Raw genomic sequence first — 19177 nt, forward strand, 5'->3', positions numbered from 1 at the left:
ATATTGTTCACAGTTTGGCGATAACGAGGGATCACTTCTCGCGCTGTTGGGTTCATAATTGTGCAGCTTTAAATATAGTCCCCGGAATCGGGGGAGCCATCGCGTGCGATGGTTCTGCGTCCAAATTCTGCTGTTGCTTTGCACAGTTGAATAAATCCAACAGGGTGTAAGGGAGTCAATCCTGATGAAAAAGCTTGTTGCTATTGCAAGTGCGGTTGTGGCCTTGGCTGGGGTTTCGATGTTTTCGACCCAGGCATCAGCTGCTGACCAGAAATTTATTACCATCGGTACCGGTGGTGTAACCGGCGTTTATTATCCAACCGGCGGTGCGATCTGCCGTTTGGTCAATAAGGGCCGCAAGGACCACGGTATTCGGTGTTCGGTCGAATCTACCGGCGGGTCGGTTTACAACGTCAACACCATCCGCGCTGGTGAACTCGATATGGGCGTTGCCCAGTCCGATATCCAGTATTATGCCTATAACGGTACCGGCAAATTTGAAGATCAGGGTCCGTTCAAGGAACTGCGCGCTGTATTTTCGATCCATCCCGAGCCGTTCACCGTTGTCGCCCGTGCGGATTCCGGCATCAAAACCTTTGATGACCTGAAGGGCAAGCGCGTCAATATCGGTAATCCGGGTTCTGGTCAGCGCGACACGATGGATGTTGTGATGGCCGCCAAAGGCTGGAGCGTTGATGATTTCGCGCTGGCATCGGAATTGAAGCCGGCCGAACAGTCCCAGGCACTGTGCGATAACAAGATCGACGCCATGATCTACACCGTTGGCCATCCGGCCGGTTCGATCCAGGAAGCCACGACGGCCTGTGATTCGGTTCTGGTTGACGTTTCCGGCCCGGAAATCGACAAGCTGGTTGCCGATAACCCTTATTACCGTATCGCCACCATTCCTGGCGGCATGTATCGCGGCAACCCGGAAGATGTGAAAACCTTTGGTGTTGGCGCAACCTTCGTTTCTTCGACCAATACTGATACCGACATTGTTTACAATGTGGTCAAAGCGGTTTTCGAGAATTTTGACGACTTCAAAAAGCTGCACCCGGCTTTTGCTGTTCTGAAAAAAGAAGAAATGATCAAAGACGGTCTGTCTGCTCCGCTGCATGACGGCGCTGTCAAATATTACAAGGAAGCCGGCCTGATGTAAGGTCGCTTTGAACGGGAGGTCTCCGGGCCTCCCGTTTTGCCTGTCTATCCTTTCCTGCGCGGGCATAAAAATTCAACGAAATCAAAAATATGTCCGTAAATGATCCCTGGCCTTTCCTGGCGGGGATCAATCAGGTTCTGGGTGAAACTAAACGGTAAAACCGTTTTGACCGGGGAACTAGCATGACAAACGAACAACGTGCGACGGAAGGCAATGATCGGGACCTCCAGGACCTGATTGCTGAATCCGATACTGGCGCGCGACAGCCTGGCGGTATAACTGCCCGAATTCTGCTTTTTGTGGCCGTGGCGTGGTCGGTGTTTCAGCTTTGGCTGGCATCGCCCTTGCCCTACATTTTTCATTTCGGCGTTTTCAACTCGACCGAAGCCCGTTCCATCCATCTTGCTTTTGCCGTGTTTTTGGCCTTTATGGCCTATCCGGCGTTTAAAAGTTCGCCCCGAACCTATATTCCGGTCCAGGATTGGGTTCAGGCATTGGTGGGTGCGTATTGCGCGGCTTACATCTATATCGCCTATGTCGAGCTTTCCAGTCGTCCGGGCTTGCCGACCACGATGGATCTGGTTGTTGCCGGTGTTGGCCTGGTCATGTTGCTTGAGGCGACCCGCCGTGCCCTTGGCCCGCCGCTGATGTGTGTGGCGCTGGTGTTTTTGGCCTATGTCTTTTTCGGCAATGCGGCCTGGGTGCCCGATGTGCTGCAATGGCGCGGGGCAAGTTTTTCCAAGGCTATGTCGCACCAATGGCTTACAACTGAAGGCGTGTTTGGGATCGCGCTTGGCGTTTCGACCAGCTTTGTGTTTTTATTTGTGCTGTTTGGCTCCCTGCTCGATAAGGCCGGGGCGGGTAACTATTTCATCAAGGTGGCCTTTGCCGCCCTGGGGCATATGCGCGGCGGTCCGGCAAAGGCAGCGGTGCTGTCATCGGCCATGACCGGGCTTATTTCCGGCTCCTCCATCGCGAACGTGGTCACGACCGGGACCTTTACCATCCCGCTAATGAAACGGGTTGGTTTTCCAGGGGAAAAGGCCGGGGCGGTTGAAGTCGCATCCTCGGTTAATGGTCAGATCATGCCGCCGGTGATGGGGGCTGCTGCCTTTCTGATGGTGGAATATGTTGGTATTCCCTATCCCGAAGTCATCAAGCACGCCTTTTTGCCCGCGACCATTTCCTATCTTGCGCTGATCTATATCGTGCATCTTGAGGCCCTTAAGGCTAATATGCAGGGCCTGCCGCGTCGCGACGAGCCGAATATGAAGCGCACGCTGTTGCGTTCGTTGATCTTCGTGTGCTCGCTGGTGATCCTCTCCGGGGTTGTCTATTACGCCCTGGAATGGCAGCAACGCCTGTTTGGTGATGCTGTTGGCTGGATTGTATCGGTTGAATGCGCGGTGATTTATTTCGCAGGTCTTTATTACGCCTCGAAATATCCCGATCTGGAAATGGATGATCCCAACCAGCCGGTTGTTGAATTGCCTGCTTTGGGTGAAACGGCAAAGGCCGGTTTGCATTATTTGCTGCCGGTGGTTGTCTTGGTCTGGTTTTTGATGATCGAGCTGAAATCACCCGGTCTGTCGGCCTTTTGGGCGACGGTTCTGATGATTTTCATCATGCTGACGCAAAAGCCGGTTAAGGCCTTTTTCCGCAAACAGCCGGATTCTATGTCGTTGTTTCGCACCGGGGTGATTGACGTTATTGACGGTTTTGCCACCGGTGCGCGCAATATGATCGGCATTGGTGTTGCGACCGCCGCAGCCGGCATTATTGTTGGTACGGTTTCACTTACCGGCATTGGCCAGGTGATGGTTGAATTTGTCGAAATCATTTCGGGTGGCAACCTGATGCTGATTTTGATCATGACCGCCATTATCAGCCTGATCCTGGGCATGGGCCTGCCAACCACGGCAAACTACATCGTGGTTTCCAGCCTGATGGCCCCGGTGATTGTGGAGCTTGGCGCACAGAATGGCCTGATCGTCCCGTTGATTGCGGTGCATCTGTTCGTGTTCTATTTCGGTATCATGGCCGATGTGACACCGCCGGTGGGGCTGGCATCCTTTGCGGCCGCCGCCATATCGGGCGCGGACCCGATGAAAACCGGTTTTGTTGCGTTTTTCTACAGCATGCGCACCGCGGTTTTGCCATTCCTGTTCCTGTTCAATACCCAGCTTTTGATGATCGGGATTGATCATGTGTTCGAGGCGATATGGGTGATTGTGGTGGCGATTATCGCCATGCTGGTCTTTGCGGCGGCGACAATGGGATATTTCTTTACCCGTTCGCGCCTGTGGGAAAGTGCGGCATTGCTTCTGATTGCCTTTACGCTTTTCCGCCCCGGGTTCTGGCTTGATTTGATCGAACCGCCGTTTAACAACGTCAACCCGGCCGAAATCGTTGAAAAGGTCGCGACCCTGCCAGCCAATACCAATTTGCGTATTGACGTGGAGGGCACCAGCCTGGAAGGCGATGAGGTTAAAAAATCGGTCATGTTGCCGCTGGGACCAAAGGCATCGGGCGAAGACCGCCTGTATAATGCCGGGATTGCGGTGCGTAACGAAGATGGCCGCATTTATGTGGATGACGTGGTTTTTGGCGGCCCGGCCGAAAAGGTAGGGATTGATTTTGATTATGAAATCACCGCCATTAAACTGGAGGCCGAACGGATGCCCAAGGAAGTGTTCTTTGCTCCTGCATTCCTGTTGCTGGGCTTGATCATCTTCCTCCAGCGCCGCCGTCATCGCCATCCTGATGGCACCCGTGCACCCGTCAAGGAGGGCTGAAGATGTATAAGGATATCCTTGTTACCGTCGATCTTGACCATGATTCGTCATGGAAAAAGGCCTTGCCTGCGGCCATTCGCGAGGCCCGCCAGGAAGGGGCGCGTCTGCATGTATTAACCGTTGTGCCAACGGTTGGCATGTCGATGGTCGGGCAGTTTTTCCCCAAGGGATACGAGAAAAAAGTTCTCGAAGCCTATAATGAACGGCTGCACGAATTTGTCGCCGCAAATGTCCCGGCGGAAATCAAGGTGCAGCACATTGTGGGCCAGGGCACGGTTTATGAGGTGATTTTGCAAATCGCCAAAAAAACCAATTGTGACCTGATCGTCATGGGGGCACATCGACCGGAACTGAAAGACTATCTTTTGGGGCCAAATGCCGCACGCGTTGTGCGCCATGCCACCTGTTCGGTACTTGTCGTTCGCGACTGACCCTTATCTTTATTCGGTATGTATCTGGCGGGCACGAAAAATCGTGCCCGCCTTTTTTGTCGTCATGTAGTGAATTGCAACCCATGATAGCAGTTCGACAGAGGGCTGATTTTGCCAAAGGTCTATATTTTTAAGGGCTTAATACTATACCCAATGGTGTGTGGGGCGATGCTTGGTCTCTGTTGTGACCATCGGTCTTGATAAGGCAATGATTCAAAAGATTTTTTGTAAAAAAAGATAATATTTTTCAATGTGCTGAGTTGTTTTTTATCACGGGGCCGGAGAAGCTGCCTGCGGGTCGGGAAAATAAATTCTGTCAGTATTTGTCAGAATTTTCGAGTCCAGTTTGCTCTTTGTTTATTGTATAAATTTTTGTAGTTACCACTATGGTATAGTTGTGTCTGCATTTGGGGTGCGGACGTGGGGATCTCAGTGACATTCGAGAAAAGGCGTCATTCGATGCGGACAATTCGTAATTGGGTTTCGGGCAAGCGTAAACACGACCGCGATGCAAAGGTCAGCCATGCAGCGTTGCTGGCCGCACCCATCCGTGTGACCCGGCGTCTGCATGTGGAGCCGATTGAACCGCGTGTTCTTTTGTCGGCAGATCCTTTGGAAACAAAATATACCGATGATATCAGCGCGGCACTGACCCAGGTTGAAAACCTGCTCGATAATCTCGAAGGTCATGATCTGTTTGCCGATCCGTTGCCAATGGTGGTGGGGACGGAGGCTTCTTCTGGTGCCGGGGCCATTGCCGATATTAGCGACATCTTTCACCAGAATTTGGTGGACCCCTTAGATAACATCGCTGCAGCGATTGCGAATAGCGAAGATGGCGATCTTTCCAATTTGCAAACGGATTGGAAGGCCTTTTTTGAGAAGTCCGGCTATTACAATGCCGATGACAGCTCGTTAACGATTGATCATTCCGAGGTAGATGGCAAAGACGTCTATAAAGTCGTTATGTCGCAGGCAATTGATCGCGACTTTACCATCGGTGCTGACGACCCCGTACATGATTACAACGTCTCGCTTGATACCAAAGGCCACATGAATTTGACCTTTGATATTGGTTTTACCCTTACGGTCGATCAGAGCGCAGCAAGCGAAAGCTCTGCCGTTACCTTCAGTCTTAACAGCCTCAGCTTGAACAGCACGGTTGACCAGGATTTGACCGGTCATACCCTGACATTGGGTATTGTGCCCTTTAAGGTCGCCGGTACGGCCAATGATTCCTCTGATGGCGGTATCAAATACTCCGTTACCCTAAATGTGGTTGATGGTGACAAGCTCGATAACAAATCGACGTCCGAGCTGTCGTCAATTTCCAATCTGACCAATTATGTGACAGTCAGTGCCGCCAATAACGGTACTGCTACGACTGTTCTTGCCAGTTTGCCGTTGACTCTCGAGGGCCCGGCAGCCGGGATTTCTGGTATTAGCGCGGGTTCGAGCCCGGACATAACTCTTACCGGCGAGGTTGTTGATCTGGGGGCGGAAGTCAATGTTTCGATGAACACGGAACTGCAACTTCTGTCCAATTTTGATGCCAAGGATTTCCTTGCCATCATGAACAATTTTGTCAGTGCCGTTGACAGCATTGACCAGGGCGATACCCTGGATGCCAGTTTGCCTTTTACCGATGGTCTTACCATTGGTGAAGCGGTTGATCTTGCTGCCAAAATGGAAAATATCATTGCCCAGCTTAGCTCCGAAGTTGGTGTGCTGGGCTTTGACGAACATCAGAGCGCGACTGCAAGCGATGCCAATTCCAGTGTTGACCTTGTCAGTGACGTAATTGATCTGGGCGAGCATCCTTTCCCTGAATCCGGCCTGACCTTTGTCCTGACCCTGGATGGTCAGGATATTAATCTTAATATCGACAAGGTGGATACAACGCCAAACGAAGATGGCGGGGAACAACCGATTGACAGCCTGGATGATCTTGTAACCGCGATCAGTGCGGCGCTTGCGACGACGACGGCTAAAGACCGTGTCAGTGTCAGTCAGCAAAATGGTAAACTTGTTTTTACCGCGTCCAAGAATAGCGATAACAAGCCCGTTAAAATTGAAATTGGCAGCTTGGCAGGTAAAACCTCCTTTACCAATATCGTCGAGTTTTCCCAGCAGGCTGGCGAACTTTTAGGGTTCACTGGCTCTGCCGAACAAATGATTGATGCGCTGAATCTGCGCTTTGTTAACGGTTCGCTCGCAATGGATATCGCGTATGCCGATAGCCAGACCTATAGCGGCGATGTGAATTTTAATGCGGGCAGCGCAACGGGCGCGCTTGATAGTCTTACCGGTTCGGGTGACATTTCTGTCAAGTCGGTACTCGGGGTTTCGGCAACGCTTTTGATCGATATGCACGCTCTGGGCAACGACGTTGACTGGAGCATTTCAACACCCAAACTTTCCGAACTGTTTGGCGGAAATGGTGTTGTTACGACCAATACTGCGAACACAACCGGCCAGGACGGCGTTGAAGATCTTCAGATCACCATGCGTGATGGTACGCAATATGCGGTTGATGTTGACGAAAATTGGACCGTTGACGAGCTTGTCAGCCATCTGAATGGTCTTGATAGCGATCTTCATGTTTCGTTCGATAAAGATACCTTCAGAATCACCATCGAGGATGCCTCCAGTAGCACCAGCGGAAATGCTGGTGCTGTGGGTCTGCATCTTGGTGAAAACGCCTTTACTGACACAACCGACAGCAACCCGTCTGCCGTATTGACTGGTGTGATTGCTGATAATGCAGATTTTGGTGCCGCAACCTCCTTCATTTTGAAGGTTGGTAAGTTCTCGCCCGTGATTGTCAATATCGCGGCTGATTCAGGCCGTACAACGGCTCAGGACTTTGCCAACGCAGTTAATGCTGCGTTGCAGTCAATTGACGTGCCAGAAGATATCCTTGGTGTTGCGTCGAAGCATTACAGTGACATCGTTCATGTTAGTGCCGGAACTTCGGATGGAAAAGCTGTCCTTGAAGTTGCGACAACGATCACGAATGTCATTAGTACCGATACCAAAAAGATCAGCGAACGCAATCTGATCAATTCTTCATTGCGGATGGAAGCTGTTGATCTGACCGTAACGTCGATCAATGGTTCTCTGGTTGGTTTTAACCTCGGCATTGAAGGCAGTAACAAGGCCAATTTGTCTGAATCCGTTGGTCGCATTACCAGCATCGCTTTGCACGGGGATACCTATTCACAGCATCTTGGTCTTCAGGATCTGAACGCCGCCGTTCATATTGATATGTCGATTACCAACCTTGATGCCACCGGCCGTGTTGGATTGATTGATTTTACCGCGAACGGTACGGGGTCTGTTTCGCTAAATGCCGTTGTTTCGGTCCATAATAGCTTCACTGATTCGAAAAGCAGTGAAGTCAGGGCAATTACGGCCCATGATATCATTAACAGTGATTCCAGCGCCGCTGTCTCTGATGTGCATTTCAGTTCCGGTAATGGGGAACAGCCTTATGCACAACTGACATTGTCGAATGTCGATGTTGCCGGTGATGTTCTTGATAATCTCACCGTTGGTAATATTTCGATCACGATGGATCAGTTGGATTCCATTAGCGATTTGAAGAACCTGACACCGACCGTTGATCTGGGTGGTTTGGACAATGAAAATGTTTCGGCCCTGACGGACCTAGACGTTAATAGCATTGTCGCAGCACTTCAAAATGCGCTGCAATATATCAGTGGCAAATATGCGGGCTCTGACCTGGCAGCAGATTTACCGCTTCTGGGCATGAGCGCCACCGGTCTTCTGGATTTTGCCGCCGATATCCAGTCCAAACTTTTGGCTTTCAAAAACAATCCGTCTTCTGGTCTGGGTGATCTTGAAGCCGCGCTTAAGACCGCCTTTGGTATGGATGTCAACAGCTCGGCCATTGATGTTCATTTGAACCAGGACCAGTCGGCCCTGATGATTGACATCAATTATTCGCCGACCAGCCTTAGCAGCAAGCAATCGCTTAATCTGGCAATTGGCGATCTGGCGGATCAGGCCAACGACCAGGGGGTAAAGGATCTTCTGGGCGGCCTTGAAAATATTGTTGATGTTAACGGTACCGGCCTTGTCGATGTTACAGCGGCTGCAACCGTTGGGCTCACGCTTGGTTTCCGTCTTAGCCAGCCTGAAAACAGCACTCCTGCATCGGGCAGCACGGCAATTGGCAACCTGAATGGCGGGCAGGGCATAGGTACCAATACGTCCAATAAAACCGACCTGTCGATCAAACTGGCCAATGGTGAAAGCTTTGAAGTTGACCTTGATGCTCTGATTACCAGTGGCGCAACAGTTTCTGATATTGTTGCCGGTATTCAGCAGGCAGCTACAACTGCCGGGATTGACAGTTCTGAATTAACAATCGGCATCGATGAAAATGGCAGCCTTGTTTTTACCGATCTGACTACGGCAGATACGACCTCAATTCCGTCCGGGCTGGATGATCTGGGACTGGATAATGCAGCCAGTGGCAGTGTGATTTCCGGTACCTTTGGCGATGGATTTAACCCCAAAGCCGCCTTTGATTTTGCCATTTCCGTCAATGGGGCCGCATCTGTAACCGTCCATCTGGATGCTGACGAAAATCGTACTGCCAGCGATTTCGAGGCTGCGTTGCAAAGTGCGCTTGGCAAAGCCTTCATGGCGACCGCGAATGTGAATGGTATCGCGAATTCCGTGCCGGATTATGCCTCCCTTGGCAGTCTGATTACCGTTTCGGTCAGTGGACAAAACCTTTCGCTAAGCGCGGATACTGACCTTTTGGGTGGCAGCGCCACCTTACAGGTTTCCGACGTCGCTTCGACCAGTGCCGAGCCGGGGCTGGTTGTCAAATCGATCAACGGTTCGACAGCAGCCGAAGACCTGGGGATTGCTTCTGCCTCAACAAATATTGTTGACGGTGTTCTTACCGGCGGCAAGCTTTATGCCGATAGCAATAATGATCGTTTCTTCATTGATACCCAGAACAGCAAAGTTCACTTTGACCTTTCGGTTTCTGCGAATGATTTGAACTTCAATACCAACTTTGGTGCTGCGACCGGTAAAATCACCGGTGGTTCGGTGGCACTGGGCAGCCTGGCCGGCAGTGCGGTTGCCGGGCAGTCGGGTTTTGGGGTTTCTGGTCCTGCAACATTCGATTTGACCCTGAATGATGAATATAACGGGTCGGCGAATGATGACCGTTTGTATTTTAACGAAATCAGCACCAACAACATTGCCGATATTGCCAATGTTGCCTCGAATGTCGCTGTTAAGGCAGACCTGCCGCTGAGCATTGGCGGTGTGAACTTCAATCCCGGTGTTGGTGTTCAGGCCAGCGATTATTTCGGTGATGGCAAAGTGGTCAAAGTGACCAGTGCCGATCTGGGCGATAGCCTGGATGCCGGTAGCATCCTTAATAATCCGGGTTTGCTGTTAAATGGTTTGGATTATTTTCTTAGCCAGCTTGAAGGTCAGATTGAAAACCGGCTGCTTGAGCTGGATCTACCCTTTATTGGCGATGCACTTGGCGTAACCGCGGAATATTTCCAGGATCTACATCAGGGTCTGATTGATTCGATCACGGAATCCATCCAGGATTTCCAGGATGACAATCCTGGTGTTTTGGTGCCAACCAACACTGTTGTTGAACATGCTCTTGAAGCGGTTCTCAAGCAGATTGGCGCTGTTGATGGGGCGGACCACAACAAGGATGTCGATGTCATTGCCGTTTATGATCAGGACCTTGATGAAGTCCGTTTTTCGGCTGATATTCACTGGGATTTCTATGATCAGGACGTAAATCTCTCCCAGGATCTGGGGATCGCAGGGCTTGGACTGGATGTTTCAAGCGGCAAGGTCAATCTTGAACTTGGCATGGATTTCGATTTTGACTTTGGTGTGAATGCCTCTCAGGGTTTCTTTGTTGAAACCGGAGCCATTGACGAACTCGTGGTAACTTTCAATCTGGATTTCAGTGATCTGAATGCCAAGGGCCAGCAAGGCATCCTGAATTCCGAAATCACGAATAATGGGTCCGCTTTCTCCGGGACGGTTACTTTCGACATTAACCCGGATCAGGGCAGTGTCAGTGCTAATGATATCGTTGAAAATAACCGCAGCCATGATGGACGTCTGACATTTTCAGAAGTTCGCACGGTAAATCATCTGTTTGCATCCACGATAGATGCAAGTGGCCATCTTGATTTTCATCTTCGCACTTTGGCGACCGATTCTGCGCTTGGTGCTGGTCTGCCGGAATTGTCGCATGATCTGCATGTCGGTTTTGATTTCGATCATCAGAAATTTGGTGATGGAACGGCGGCAGATATTGATTATGACACGCTGGAATATCTTAATGTATCAATTAATCTGGCAAAGATTATTACCGATACCCTGTTGCCTATTTTTGAAACCATCGATTCAATGCTGGATCCGATCCGTCCGCTGATCGAATTCCTCACTTCGCCGATACCAGGTATCTCGCAGATTCTTGGCAGTCTGTCGATTTTGGACATGGCCCGAAGTGTGGGTGCGGTAAACGATAACGCTTTCAACTTTATCAATACACTTGATAATATTATTGACCTGATTGCGCAGGTGAAGGCGTTCAAGACGGGCGCGGCCTCATCAATCAGTTTCGCCAACTATGGCTCATATAGCTATGATGGTGATACGGTTCTGAAAAACCCGAATGGTGTTGGCAGCATCAATCTTCTTGATGAAATTGATTATGATCACTACGCCTTTGCCAACATTGATTCTCTTAAAACCGAAATGGGTATTTCTGGCGGGTTGCTTGATGATCTGACGAAAGAAACATGGATCAATGTCTTCTCACTTCCCGTTTTGTCAGATACCAAACTAGCCCTTAAATTCTTAACCGGTCAGACCGACAATGTGGAGCTGTTCCACTTTGATCTGCCGAAGTTCGACGTTGATTTTGAGTGGGAGAAAAGTAAAGAATATCCGCTTTATCCGCCATATTTGAATCTTGAAGTCGGAATTGGTGCTTCATTGAAAATAACCTTTGATCTTGCAGGCGGGTATGACTTGCATGGTCTGGTTGAGTTCATTGAAAGTGGCGATCCGATCTCCGTGTTTGACGGATTCTATATTTCCGACCTGCATCAAGGCAGTAAGGATATACCGGAAATTGTTCTGGTTGGCGAAATATTTGGCTCGGCCAGTGTCAAAATCAATGCCGGGATTGTGTCTGCCTCTGGTGGCTTGAAGCTGGCACTTGGTACGCAAATCAATTTCGATATCAACGATCCGAATGGTGATGGTAAGCTGCGCCCATCCGAATTCCTCGGTCTGATGAGTATTTCTCCTGAGTATCTATTTGATATTCATGGCGAACTTTATGTCCGTGTCGCTGCTATTGGTGATGTGACGCTTCACCTCCTTTTCACCAACAAAACGCTATTTGAAATCGACAAAACCCTGTTTAAGGCAACCCTCTTTAGTTGGGATTTGAATCCGCCAAACGAACCGGTTCTGGCGAACCTTGATAATGGCACGCTGACCATCAATATGGGTACGCATGCCGGGGATCGTCTGGTTCAGAATACTGAAGACGGTGATGAAACCTTCTACATCAAGCATGTAGGTGGCACAGCTGGCGATGAAACGATCGAGGTTCGCTCCACGCTGTTTAACAATGTTGTTCAGACCTTCAGTCACGTTAAATCCGTTGCCGCATTTGGCGGGGCGGGCAATGACCAGATTATCCTGAGCGGTATTGCCTCCAATATGGTGCTCGATGGCGGGGCAGGGAACGATGTAATCCGTCTTGATGGTAACGGCATTTCAGGCGGTACCATGAGCACGGGCAATGCCGTTATTCGTGCGGGCAAGGGCGATGACACCGTTTATGGTGGCTCCGGTAATGACAGCATCTTTGGCGATGTTGGCAATGATACGATCTATGCTGGCGCCGGGAATGATTATGTTGAAGCCGGAAGCGGCAACGACATTATTCATGGCGGTACCGGGGACGACATCATTTATGGTGGGTCAGGCAATGATGATATCTTCGGTGAGGATGGCAACGACACCCTGTTCGGTGAGCGTGGGCTAGACCTGATTATCGGCGGTCTGGGAGACGATAAGCTTTACGGTGGCGATGGCTCCGACATTATGTTTGGCGATAAAGCCACAGTATCGGACGACAGATTGACGCTTGAAGCCTCCTCGTCTGAAGGTGGGAATGATACCCTGTATGGTGATGGCGGCGCCGACTATATGTTTGGTGGTGCTGGTGCCGACCTGGTCACTGGTGGTGACGGCAATGACATCATGTTTGGCGATACCGGCACCATCACCTTTGCCGATAATGGTATGCTGATTGAAGCCAATACTAATGTTGCAGCGTCGGTTGGTGGTAACGATACCTTGCTGGGTGGTGACAACGAAGACATCATCTTTGGCGGTATCGGTGACGACATTATTGATGGTGGCAACCACAATGATGTTCTGCTCGGCGATACAGGATTGGTTCAAGGTGCTGCTGGTGCAACAATGTCGGGCCAGTATTTGGTCAAGGGCGATAACCGGGCATCGGGTAAAGACAATATCAAGGGTGGTAGCGGTAACGACATCCTGATTGGCGGTCTGGGTTCTGACAAACTGTATGGCGAAGTAGGTCGCGATGTTGTCGGTGGTGACAGTATCAGCCTGTTGCGCAGCCAGCCCAATACCATCCTTGACGTGATTTCCGTCGAAACCGTTGATGAAGGTCAGGGATCTTCCGACATTATCGATGGCGGGTCGGGTACTGACATGCTGTTGGGCGGCGGTGGAACTGGCATTGCCGAGGGCACCAATGTTAGTGGTGATGTCATCACCGGCGGAACGGGCTCGGACATTATTCTTGGCGATTACGGCAAGATCGAACCGTCAACAGGCCTTGGTGCGACCGTTACCGGGCGTGACGGCAGCAACAGTGGTAATGATCTGATCAATGCGGATAGCGGTTATGATATCGTCATTGGTGGCGGTGGCAACGACACCATTGATGGTGGCGACGGCAACGATACCCTGTTGGGCGATATCGGGACGGTTTCGCGCGACAAGGTGGCCCGTATTTTGCGGGCGGAAACCACCAACGAGAATATTGGCGGCAACGATATTATCAATGGCCGTGCCGACAATGATGTGATTATCGGCGGTACGGGCGCGGATACCCTGACGGGTGAAGACGGTATTGATGTCATCCTCGGTGATCTGGGTTATGTCACCACGGCAAATGGTACGGATGCCGATATTGTTGCCCGTAATGCTGCTAATGGCGGCAATGACACCATTTTTGGCAATGCAGGCAATGACTTCCTGATTGGCGGCGGCGGCAATGACACCATCAATGGCGGTGAAGGCAACAATTATGTTGCCGGTGATAATGCCGCTGTGACGCGCAGCGTTTATACAGTGGCCGAAGGTTCTGATGATCCGTTAACCGAGCTTGCCGCTGATCCGGTGCTGAAGTTCGAAACGCTTGAGGAAGCCCTGGGCGGCAATGACATCATTGAAACCGGTGCTGGCAATGATGTGATCCTCGGGGGGGTTGGTAATGATTCCATTACCGCAGGTGATGGTAACGACATCATCCTCGGCGATCTTGGCATTGTCATTCCGATGGGGAGTGTCGGACCGGACGTAATTGCTCGCAATGGCAGCCTTGGCACGACGAACAGGGATATCATCAGCGCGGGTGACGGGAACAAGGTTGTTCTGGGTGGCTCTGGTGATGACACCATCACGATTGGTACCGGCGCGACCAATGGTGCGGGCTTTACCAACTATATCTCTGGCGATCTTGCCGAACTGAAACGGGATGTCGATGGCAACCTGATCAGCTTTGAAACGGTTGACGAAACTTTTGGTGGCAATGACACCATCACGACGGGCGCATCTACCGGGAATGATTTCATCCTAGGTGGTACCGGTGACGACACCATTTCAAGCCACAATGGTAATGACACCATTCTGGGTGACCTTGGAAAAATCCTGCGTGTTGGCGTGGCCGGGTTGGAAGTCACTGCCCGGAATGGTGACATCGTTCTGAGTGGCACAACCAACAAAGACACCATTACAGCCGATGACGGGAATAAGATCGTTCTGGGTGGTTCTGGTGGTGACAGCATCACGATTGGTACCGGTGCGACCAGTGGAGCTGGTTTCACCAACTATATCTCTGGCGACCTTGCCGAACTGAAACAGGATGCCAATGGCAACCTGGTCAGCTTTGAAACGGTTGAAGAGAGCATTGGAGGCAACGACACCATCACGACGGGCGCATCTACCGGGAATGATTTCATTCTTGGTGGTACCGGTGATGACACCATTTCAAGCCACAATGGTAATGACACCATTCTGGGTGACCTTGGAAAAATCCTGCGTGTTGGCAGTGCCGGGTTGGAAGTTACTGCCCGGAATGGTGACATCGTTCTGAGTGGCACAACCAACAAAGACACCATTACAGCCGATGACGGGAATAAGATCGTTTTGGGTGGTTCTGGTGGTGACAGCATCACGATTGGTACCGGTGCGACCAGTGGAGCTGGTTTCACCAACTATATCTCTGGCGACCTTGCCGAACTGAAACAGGATGCCAATGGCAACCTGGTCAGCTTTGAAACGGTTGAAGAAAATGTTGGTGGCAATGACACCATCACGACGGGTGCATCTACCGGCGATGATTTCATTCTGGGCGGTATTGGGGCGGATACCATTGATACCTCGAACGGTACCGATATTATTCTCGGTGATCTTGGTATCATCATTCCGGTAGGGAATGCCGGACCGGATGTTATTGCTCGCAATGGTAATATCGGGTTGGTTAACGATGACACCATTCGTGCGGCAGACGGGAACAAGGTTGTTCTGGGTGGTTCTGGTGATGACACCATCACGATTGGTACCGGTGCGACCAACGGTGCCGGTTTCACCAACTATATTTCGGGCGATCTTGCCGAACTGAAACGCGATGCCAATGGCAACCTGATCAGCTTTGAAACAGTTGAAGAGAGCATTGGTGGCAACGACACCATCACGACGGGCGCATCTACCGGGAATGATTTCATCCTTGGTGGTACCGGTGATGACACCATTTCGAGCCATAATGGTAACGACACCATTCTGGGTGACCTTGGAAAAATCCTGCGTGTTGGCAGTGCCGGGTTGGAAGTTACTGCCCGGAATGGCGATATCATTCTGAATGGCACGACCAACAAAGACACCATTACAGCCGATGACGGGAATAAGATCGTTCTGGGTGGTTCTGGTGGTGACACCATCACCATTGGTACAGGGTCAACCAGTGGAGCTGGTTTCACCAACTATATCTCTGGCGACCTTGCCGAACTGAAACAGGATGCCGATGGTAATCTGATCAGCTTTGAAACGGTTGAAGAAACCATTAGTGGCGATGATACCATCACAACCGGTGCGGGTGCCGGAACTGACTTTATTCTTGGCGGTATCGGCAAGGATAAAATCACCAGTGGTAATGGTGATGACACCATTTTGGGCGACCTGGGCATTATCGTGCCGAAGGGCAGTGATGGCGCAGACGTTAAAGGCCGGAATGGTAATCTGGATACCGCCGCTGATGACGAAATCAATGCCGGAAATGGCAATAATGTTGTTATTGGTGGATCGGGTGCTGATACCATCACAACCGGTAGCGGCGCGGATTATATCTCTGGTGACTTGGCTGAACTAACCCGCAAGGCGGACGGAACGCTGGTTCTGTTTGAAACGGTCGAAGAAAGTATTGGCGGTGCCGATACCATTTCTGCCGGTGCTGGAAATGACGTGATCTTTGGCGGCCAGGCTGGTGATACCATTTTTGCCGGTGCTGATAATGACGTCATCCTGGGGGATGCCGGATATCTCAAGCTTGATGATTCGCCAATCTTTGTGATTGCTGAAAAGAAAGACTGGGATTTGGGGACGCATTTCACCCTTGAAACCCGGAACCAGGCTGTTGGGGGTGACGACAGCATCTTCGGCAATGCAGGCAATGACATCATCATTGGTGGTTCGTTTGACGATTATATGGAAGGCAATGACGGCAATGATGCCATTATTGGCGACCAGGGTGGGGCCACTTACCGAGACACCACGGACCGTCTTGAAATTCATACCAAGGAACTTCTTGCCGAAAATAACGGCAATGATACGCTCTTTGGTAATGCAGGTAACGATGAATTGCTTGGCGGTGCCTTTGAAGATGATCTTTTTGGTGGTGCCAATGACGATATCCTGATCGGGGACGAAGGCGAAGTGTATTATGGCTTCGTTCCGCGTGAACCTGGCAAGGAATATCACGACAGCCTGCCGCGGATGGCACGTTCAACGGAATCCTTTACCGGTCGTCATGACACCCTTGATTCCGGTTCAGGCGTTGACTTCATCCTGGGTGGGGAACAGCCAAACTTTATCGTTGCCGACAAGAAACTCGACCTGGTTCAGATCGAAAACGGCGAATTCCGTATTGATGAAAAACGGAATTCCAAAACCGAATTCCCGGCTTTCCAGGGCGATCCTATCTTGCAGCCGCAGGCTGCTTATTTCGCAAAGGATGTGCCGTCTACTGATCCTTCCGTGTTGCGTAACAACGAGCCGTCTTCGACGACACAGTCTTCCGGCTCCGGTTTTGGCGGCGTGACTCAGGGATCAACGGGAGCTTCGCAGACCATTAATCTTAATGCGCGCGGCACGTTTGATACGGCGATGATCCCGCAAGTGATGATTCCGCAGCGGACCAGCAGTGTTGTGGATAACACCATTGCCGAATTCATCGAGGGTGCAACCTTGCTTGAACCGGTTCGGCATGCGTCGGACGGGCAAGCGGGCGGNTCGAAGAAAGTATTGGCGGTGCCGATACCATTTCTGCCGGTGCTGGAAATGACGTGATCTTTGGCGGCCAGGCTGGTGATACCATTTTTGCCGGTGCTGATAATGACGTCATCCTGGGGGATGCCGGATATCTCAAGCTTGATGATTCGCCAATCTTTGTGATTGCTGAAAAGAAAGACTGGGATTTGGGGACGCATTTCACCCTTGAAACCCGGAACCAGGCTGTTGGGGGTGACGACAGCATCTTCGGCAATGCAGGCAATGACATCATCATTGGTGGTTCGTTTGACGATTATATGGAAGGCAATGACGGCAATGATGCCATTATTGGCGACCAGGGTGGGGCCACTTACCGAGACACCACGGACCGTCTTGAAATTCATACCAAGGAACTTCTTGCCGAAAATAACGGCAATGATACGCTCTTTGGTAATGCAGGTAACGATGAATTGCTTGGCGGTGCCTTTGAAGATGATCTTTTTGGTGGTGCCAATGACGATATCCTGATCGGGGACGAAGGCGAAGTGTATTATGGCTTCGTTCCGCGTGAACCTGGCAAGGAATATCACGACAGCCTGCCGCGGATGGCACGTTCAACGGAATCCTTTACCGGTCGTCATGACACCCTTGATTCCGGTTCAGGCGTTGACTTCATCCTGGGTGGGGAACAGCCAAACTTTATCGTTGCCGACAAGAAACTCGACCTGGTTCAGATCGAAAACGGCGAATTCCGTATTGATGAAAAACGGAATTCCAAAACCGAATTCCCGGCTTTCCAGGGCGATCCTATCTTGCAGCCGCAGGCTGCTTATTTCGCAAAGGATGTGCCGTCTACTGATCCTTCCGTGTTGCGTAACAACGAGCCGTCTTCGACGACACAGTCTTCCGGCTCCGGTTTTGGCGGCGTGACTCAGGGATCAACGGGAGCTTCGCAGACCATTAATCTTAATGCGCGCGGCACGTTTGATACGGCGATGATCCCGCAAGTGATGATTCCGCAGCGGACCAGCAGTGTTGTGGATAACACCATTGCCGAATTCATCGAGGGTGCAACCTTGCTTGAACCGGTTCGGCATGCGTCGGACGGGCAAGCGGGCGGCGGTACGCCTTCTGTATCGTTCGGTGGTCAGATCAGCACGCCAGCGGGTGTTAATGATCAGTCGGCAACGGGCCCGGATACCGGTTCTGCACCGCAAGGGACTGGAAATTCGGCGGCACCGGCATCAAATAATGGAACAGCAGCAGGTGCAGCGGCACCGGAAGGTGCACCGGTAGGTGCTCCGGGTGGTGATGCACCACAATCTGACGGTGATTCTTCTTCTTCCGGTCAGGATGCGCAACCGCAGGATGGTGCTTTCCTCTGGCTTGATGAAAATGGTCGTTATGTCGATTTTGCGGCTTTGGCACCGTCTGGTGGTATTTCGCTGGTGTTCGATGCTGACTCCGGCCTGTGGGTGAACGATGCTGCAGCAGACGGGGCGCCGATTTTTGTGCCAGAATTGGCACAGGGTATGAACCAGCCGGTGCTGGAAGAAACACAGGCTTCCAGGGCTGCATAAGCCTGAAACTTATGCCTATAACGTGAATTTATGAGTGAATATAAGGATTTACAAAGAATGACCGAAAATACCAAACCGCAATCGGGTGTCGCGACGGATGCAGACCAGCGCAAAATCAACTGGGATGATTCCAACATGCGCAGCACCTATGCCAACGTATCGAACGTTGCCAGCACGCGCGAGGAGGTCATGTTCCTGTTTGGCACCAGTCAGGTCTGGAGCAGCGCACAGGGTGACGTGCGTGTTCAATTGAGCGATCGGATCATCATGAGCCCGTTTGCCGCCAAACGTCTTAAAAAGATCCTGGATCACACGCTGGGTGAATACGAACGCGTTTATGGCAAACTCGATTAAGGT

The 19177-nt window shown here is 51.1% G+C and carries 6 protein-coding genes; all 6 read left to right on the forward strand.

The features are described 5' to 3' along the window. Positions 1–184: 184 nt before the first annotated feature. The 6 genes from LF95_RS21195 (at position 185) to LF95_RS21220 (ending at position 19174) form a co-directional block, all read left to right on the forward strand. Positions 185–1162 carry a TAXI family TRAP transporter solute-binding subunit gene (locus LF95_RS21195; RefSeq protein ID WP_073957203.1) on the forward strand — a complete coding sequence of 326 codons (978 nt, stop codon included), beginning with the start codon at positions 185–187 and terminating at the stop codon, positions 1160–1162. Positions 1163–1344: 182 nt separating this feature from the next. Continuing rightward, entirely contained in the window at positions 1345–3957 is a 2613-nt protein-coding gene (locus tag LF95_RS21200) for a TRAP transporter permease (RefSeq protein ID WP_073957204.1), read from the forward strand. A 2-nt stretch (positions 3958–3959) separates the two neighbouring features. Then, the gene (locus LF95_RS21205) at positions 3960–4388 is read left to right on the forward strand and encodes a universal stress protein (protein ID WP_073957205.1); all 429 of its coding nucleotides are present in this window, start codon (positions 3960–3962) and stop codon (positions 4386–4388) included. Between the two features lie 459 nt (positions 4389–4847). Further along, the coding region (locus LF95_RS23710; RefSeq protein WP_371440836.1) for a calcium-binding protein at positions 4848–17260 on the forward strand (12413 nt) is incomplete at its 3' end. 12 nt (positions 17261–17272) lie between these two features. After that, positions 17273–18820: a calcium-binding protein gene (locus tag LF95_RS23715; protein ID WP_371440838.1), complete on the forward strand. Its 1548-nt coding sequence runs from the start codon at positions 17273–17275 to the stop codon at positions 18818–18820. Between the two features lie 57 nt (positions 18821–18877). Then, entirely contained in the window at positions 18878–19174 is a 297-nt protein-coding gene (locus tag LF95_RS21220; protein ID WP_073957208.1) for a DUF3467 domain-containing protein, read from the forward strand. Positions 19175–19177: the final 3 nt, after the last annotated feature.

The sequence above is a fragment of the Thalassospira sp. TSL5-1 genome (assembly GCF_001907695.1).
Lineage (GTDB): Bacteria > Pseudomonadota > Alphaproteobacteria > Rhodospirillales > Thalassospiraceae > Thalassospira.

Coding starts and splice junctions, on each gene's coding strand:
- LF95_RS21220 (WP_073957208.1), top strand. CDS start 18,878: ATGACCGAAAATACCAAACCGCAATCGGGTGTCGCGACGGATGCAGAC.
- LF95_RS21195 (WP_073957203.1), top strand. CDS start 185: ATGAAAAAGCTTGTTGCTATTGCAAGTGCGGTTGTGGCCTTGGCTGGG.
- LF95_RS21205 (WP_073957205.1), top strand. CDS start 3,960: ATGTATAAGGATATCCTTGTTACCGTCGATCTTGACCATGATTCGTCA.
- LF95_RS21200 (WP_073957204.1), top strand. CDS start 1,345: ATGACAAACGAACAACGTGCGACGGAAGGCAATGATCGGGACCTCCAG.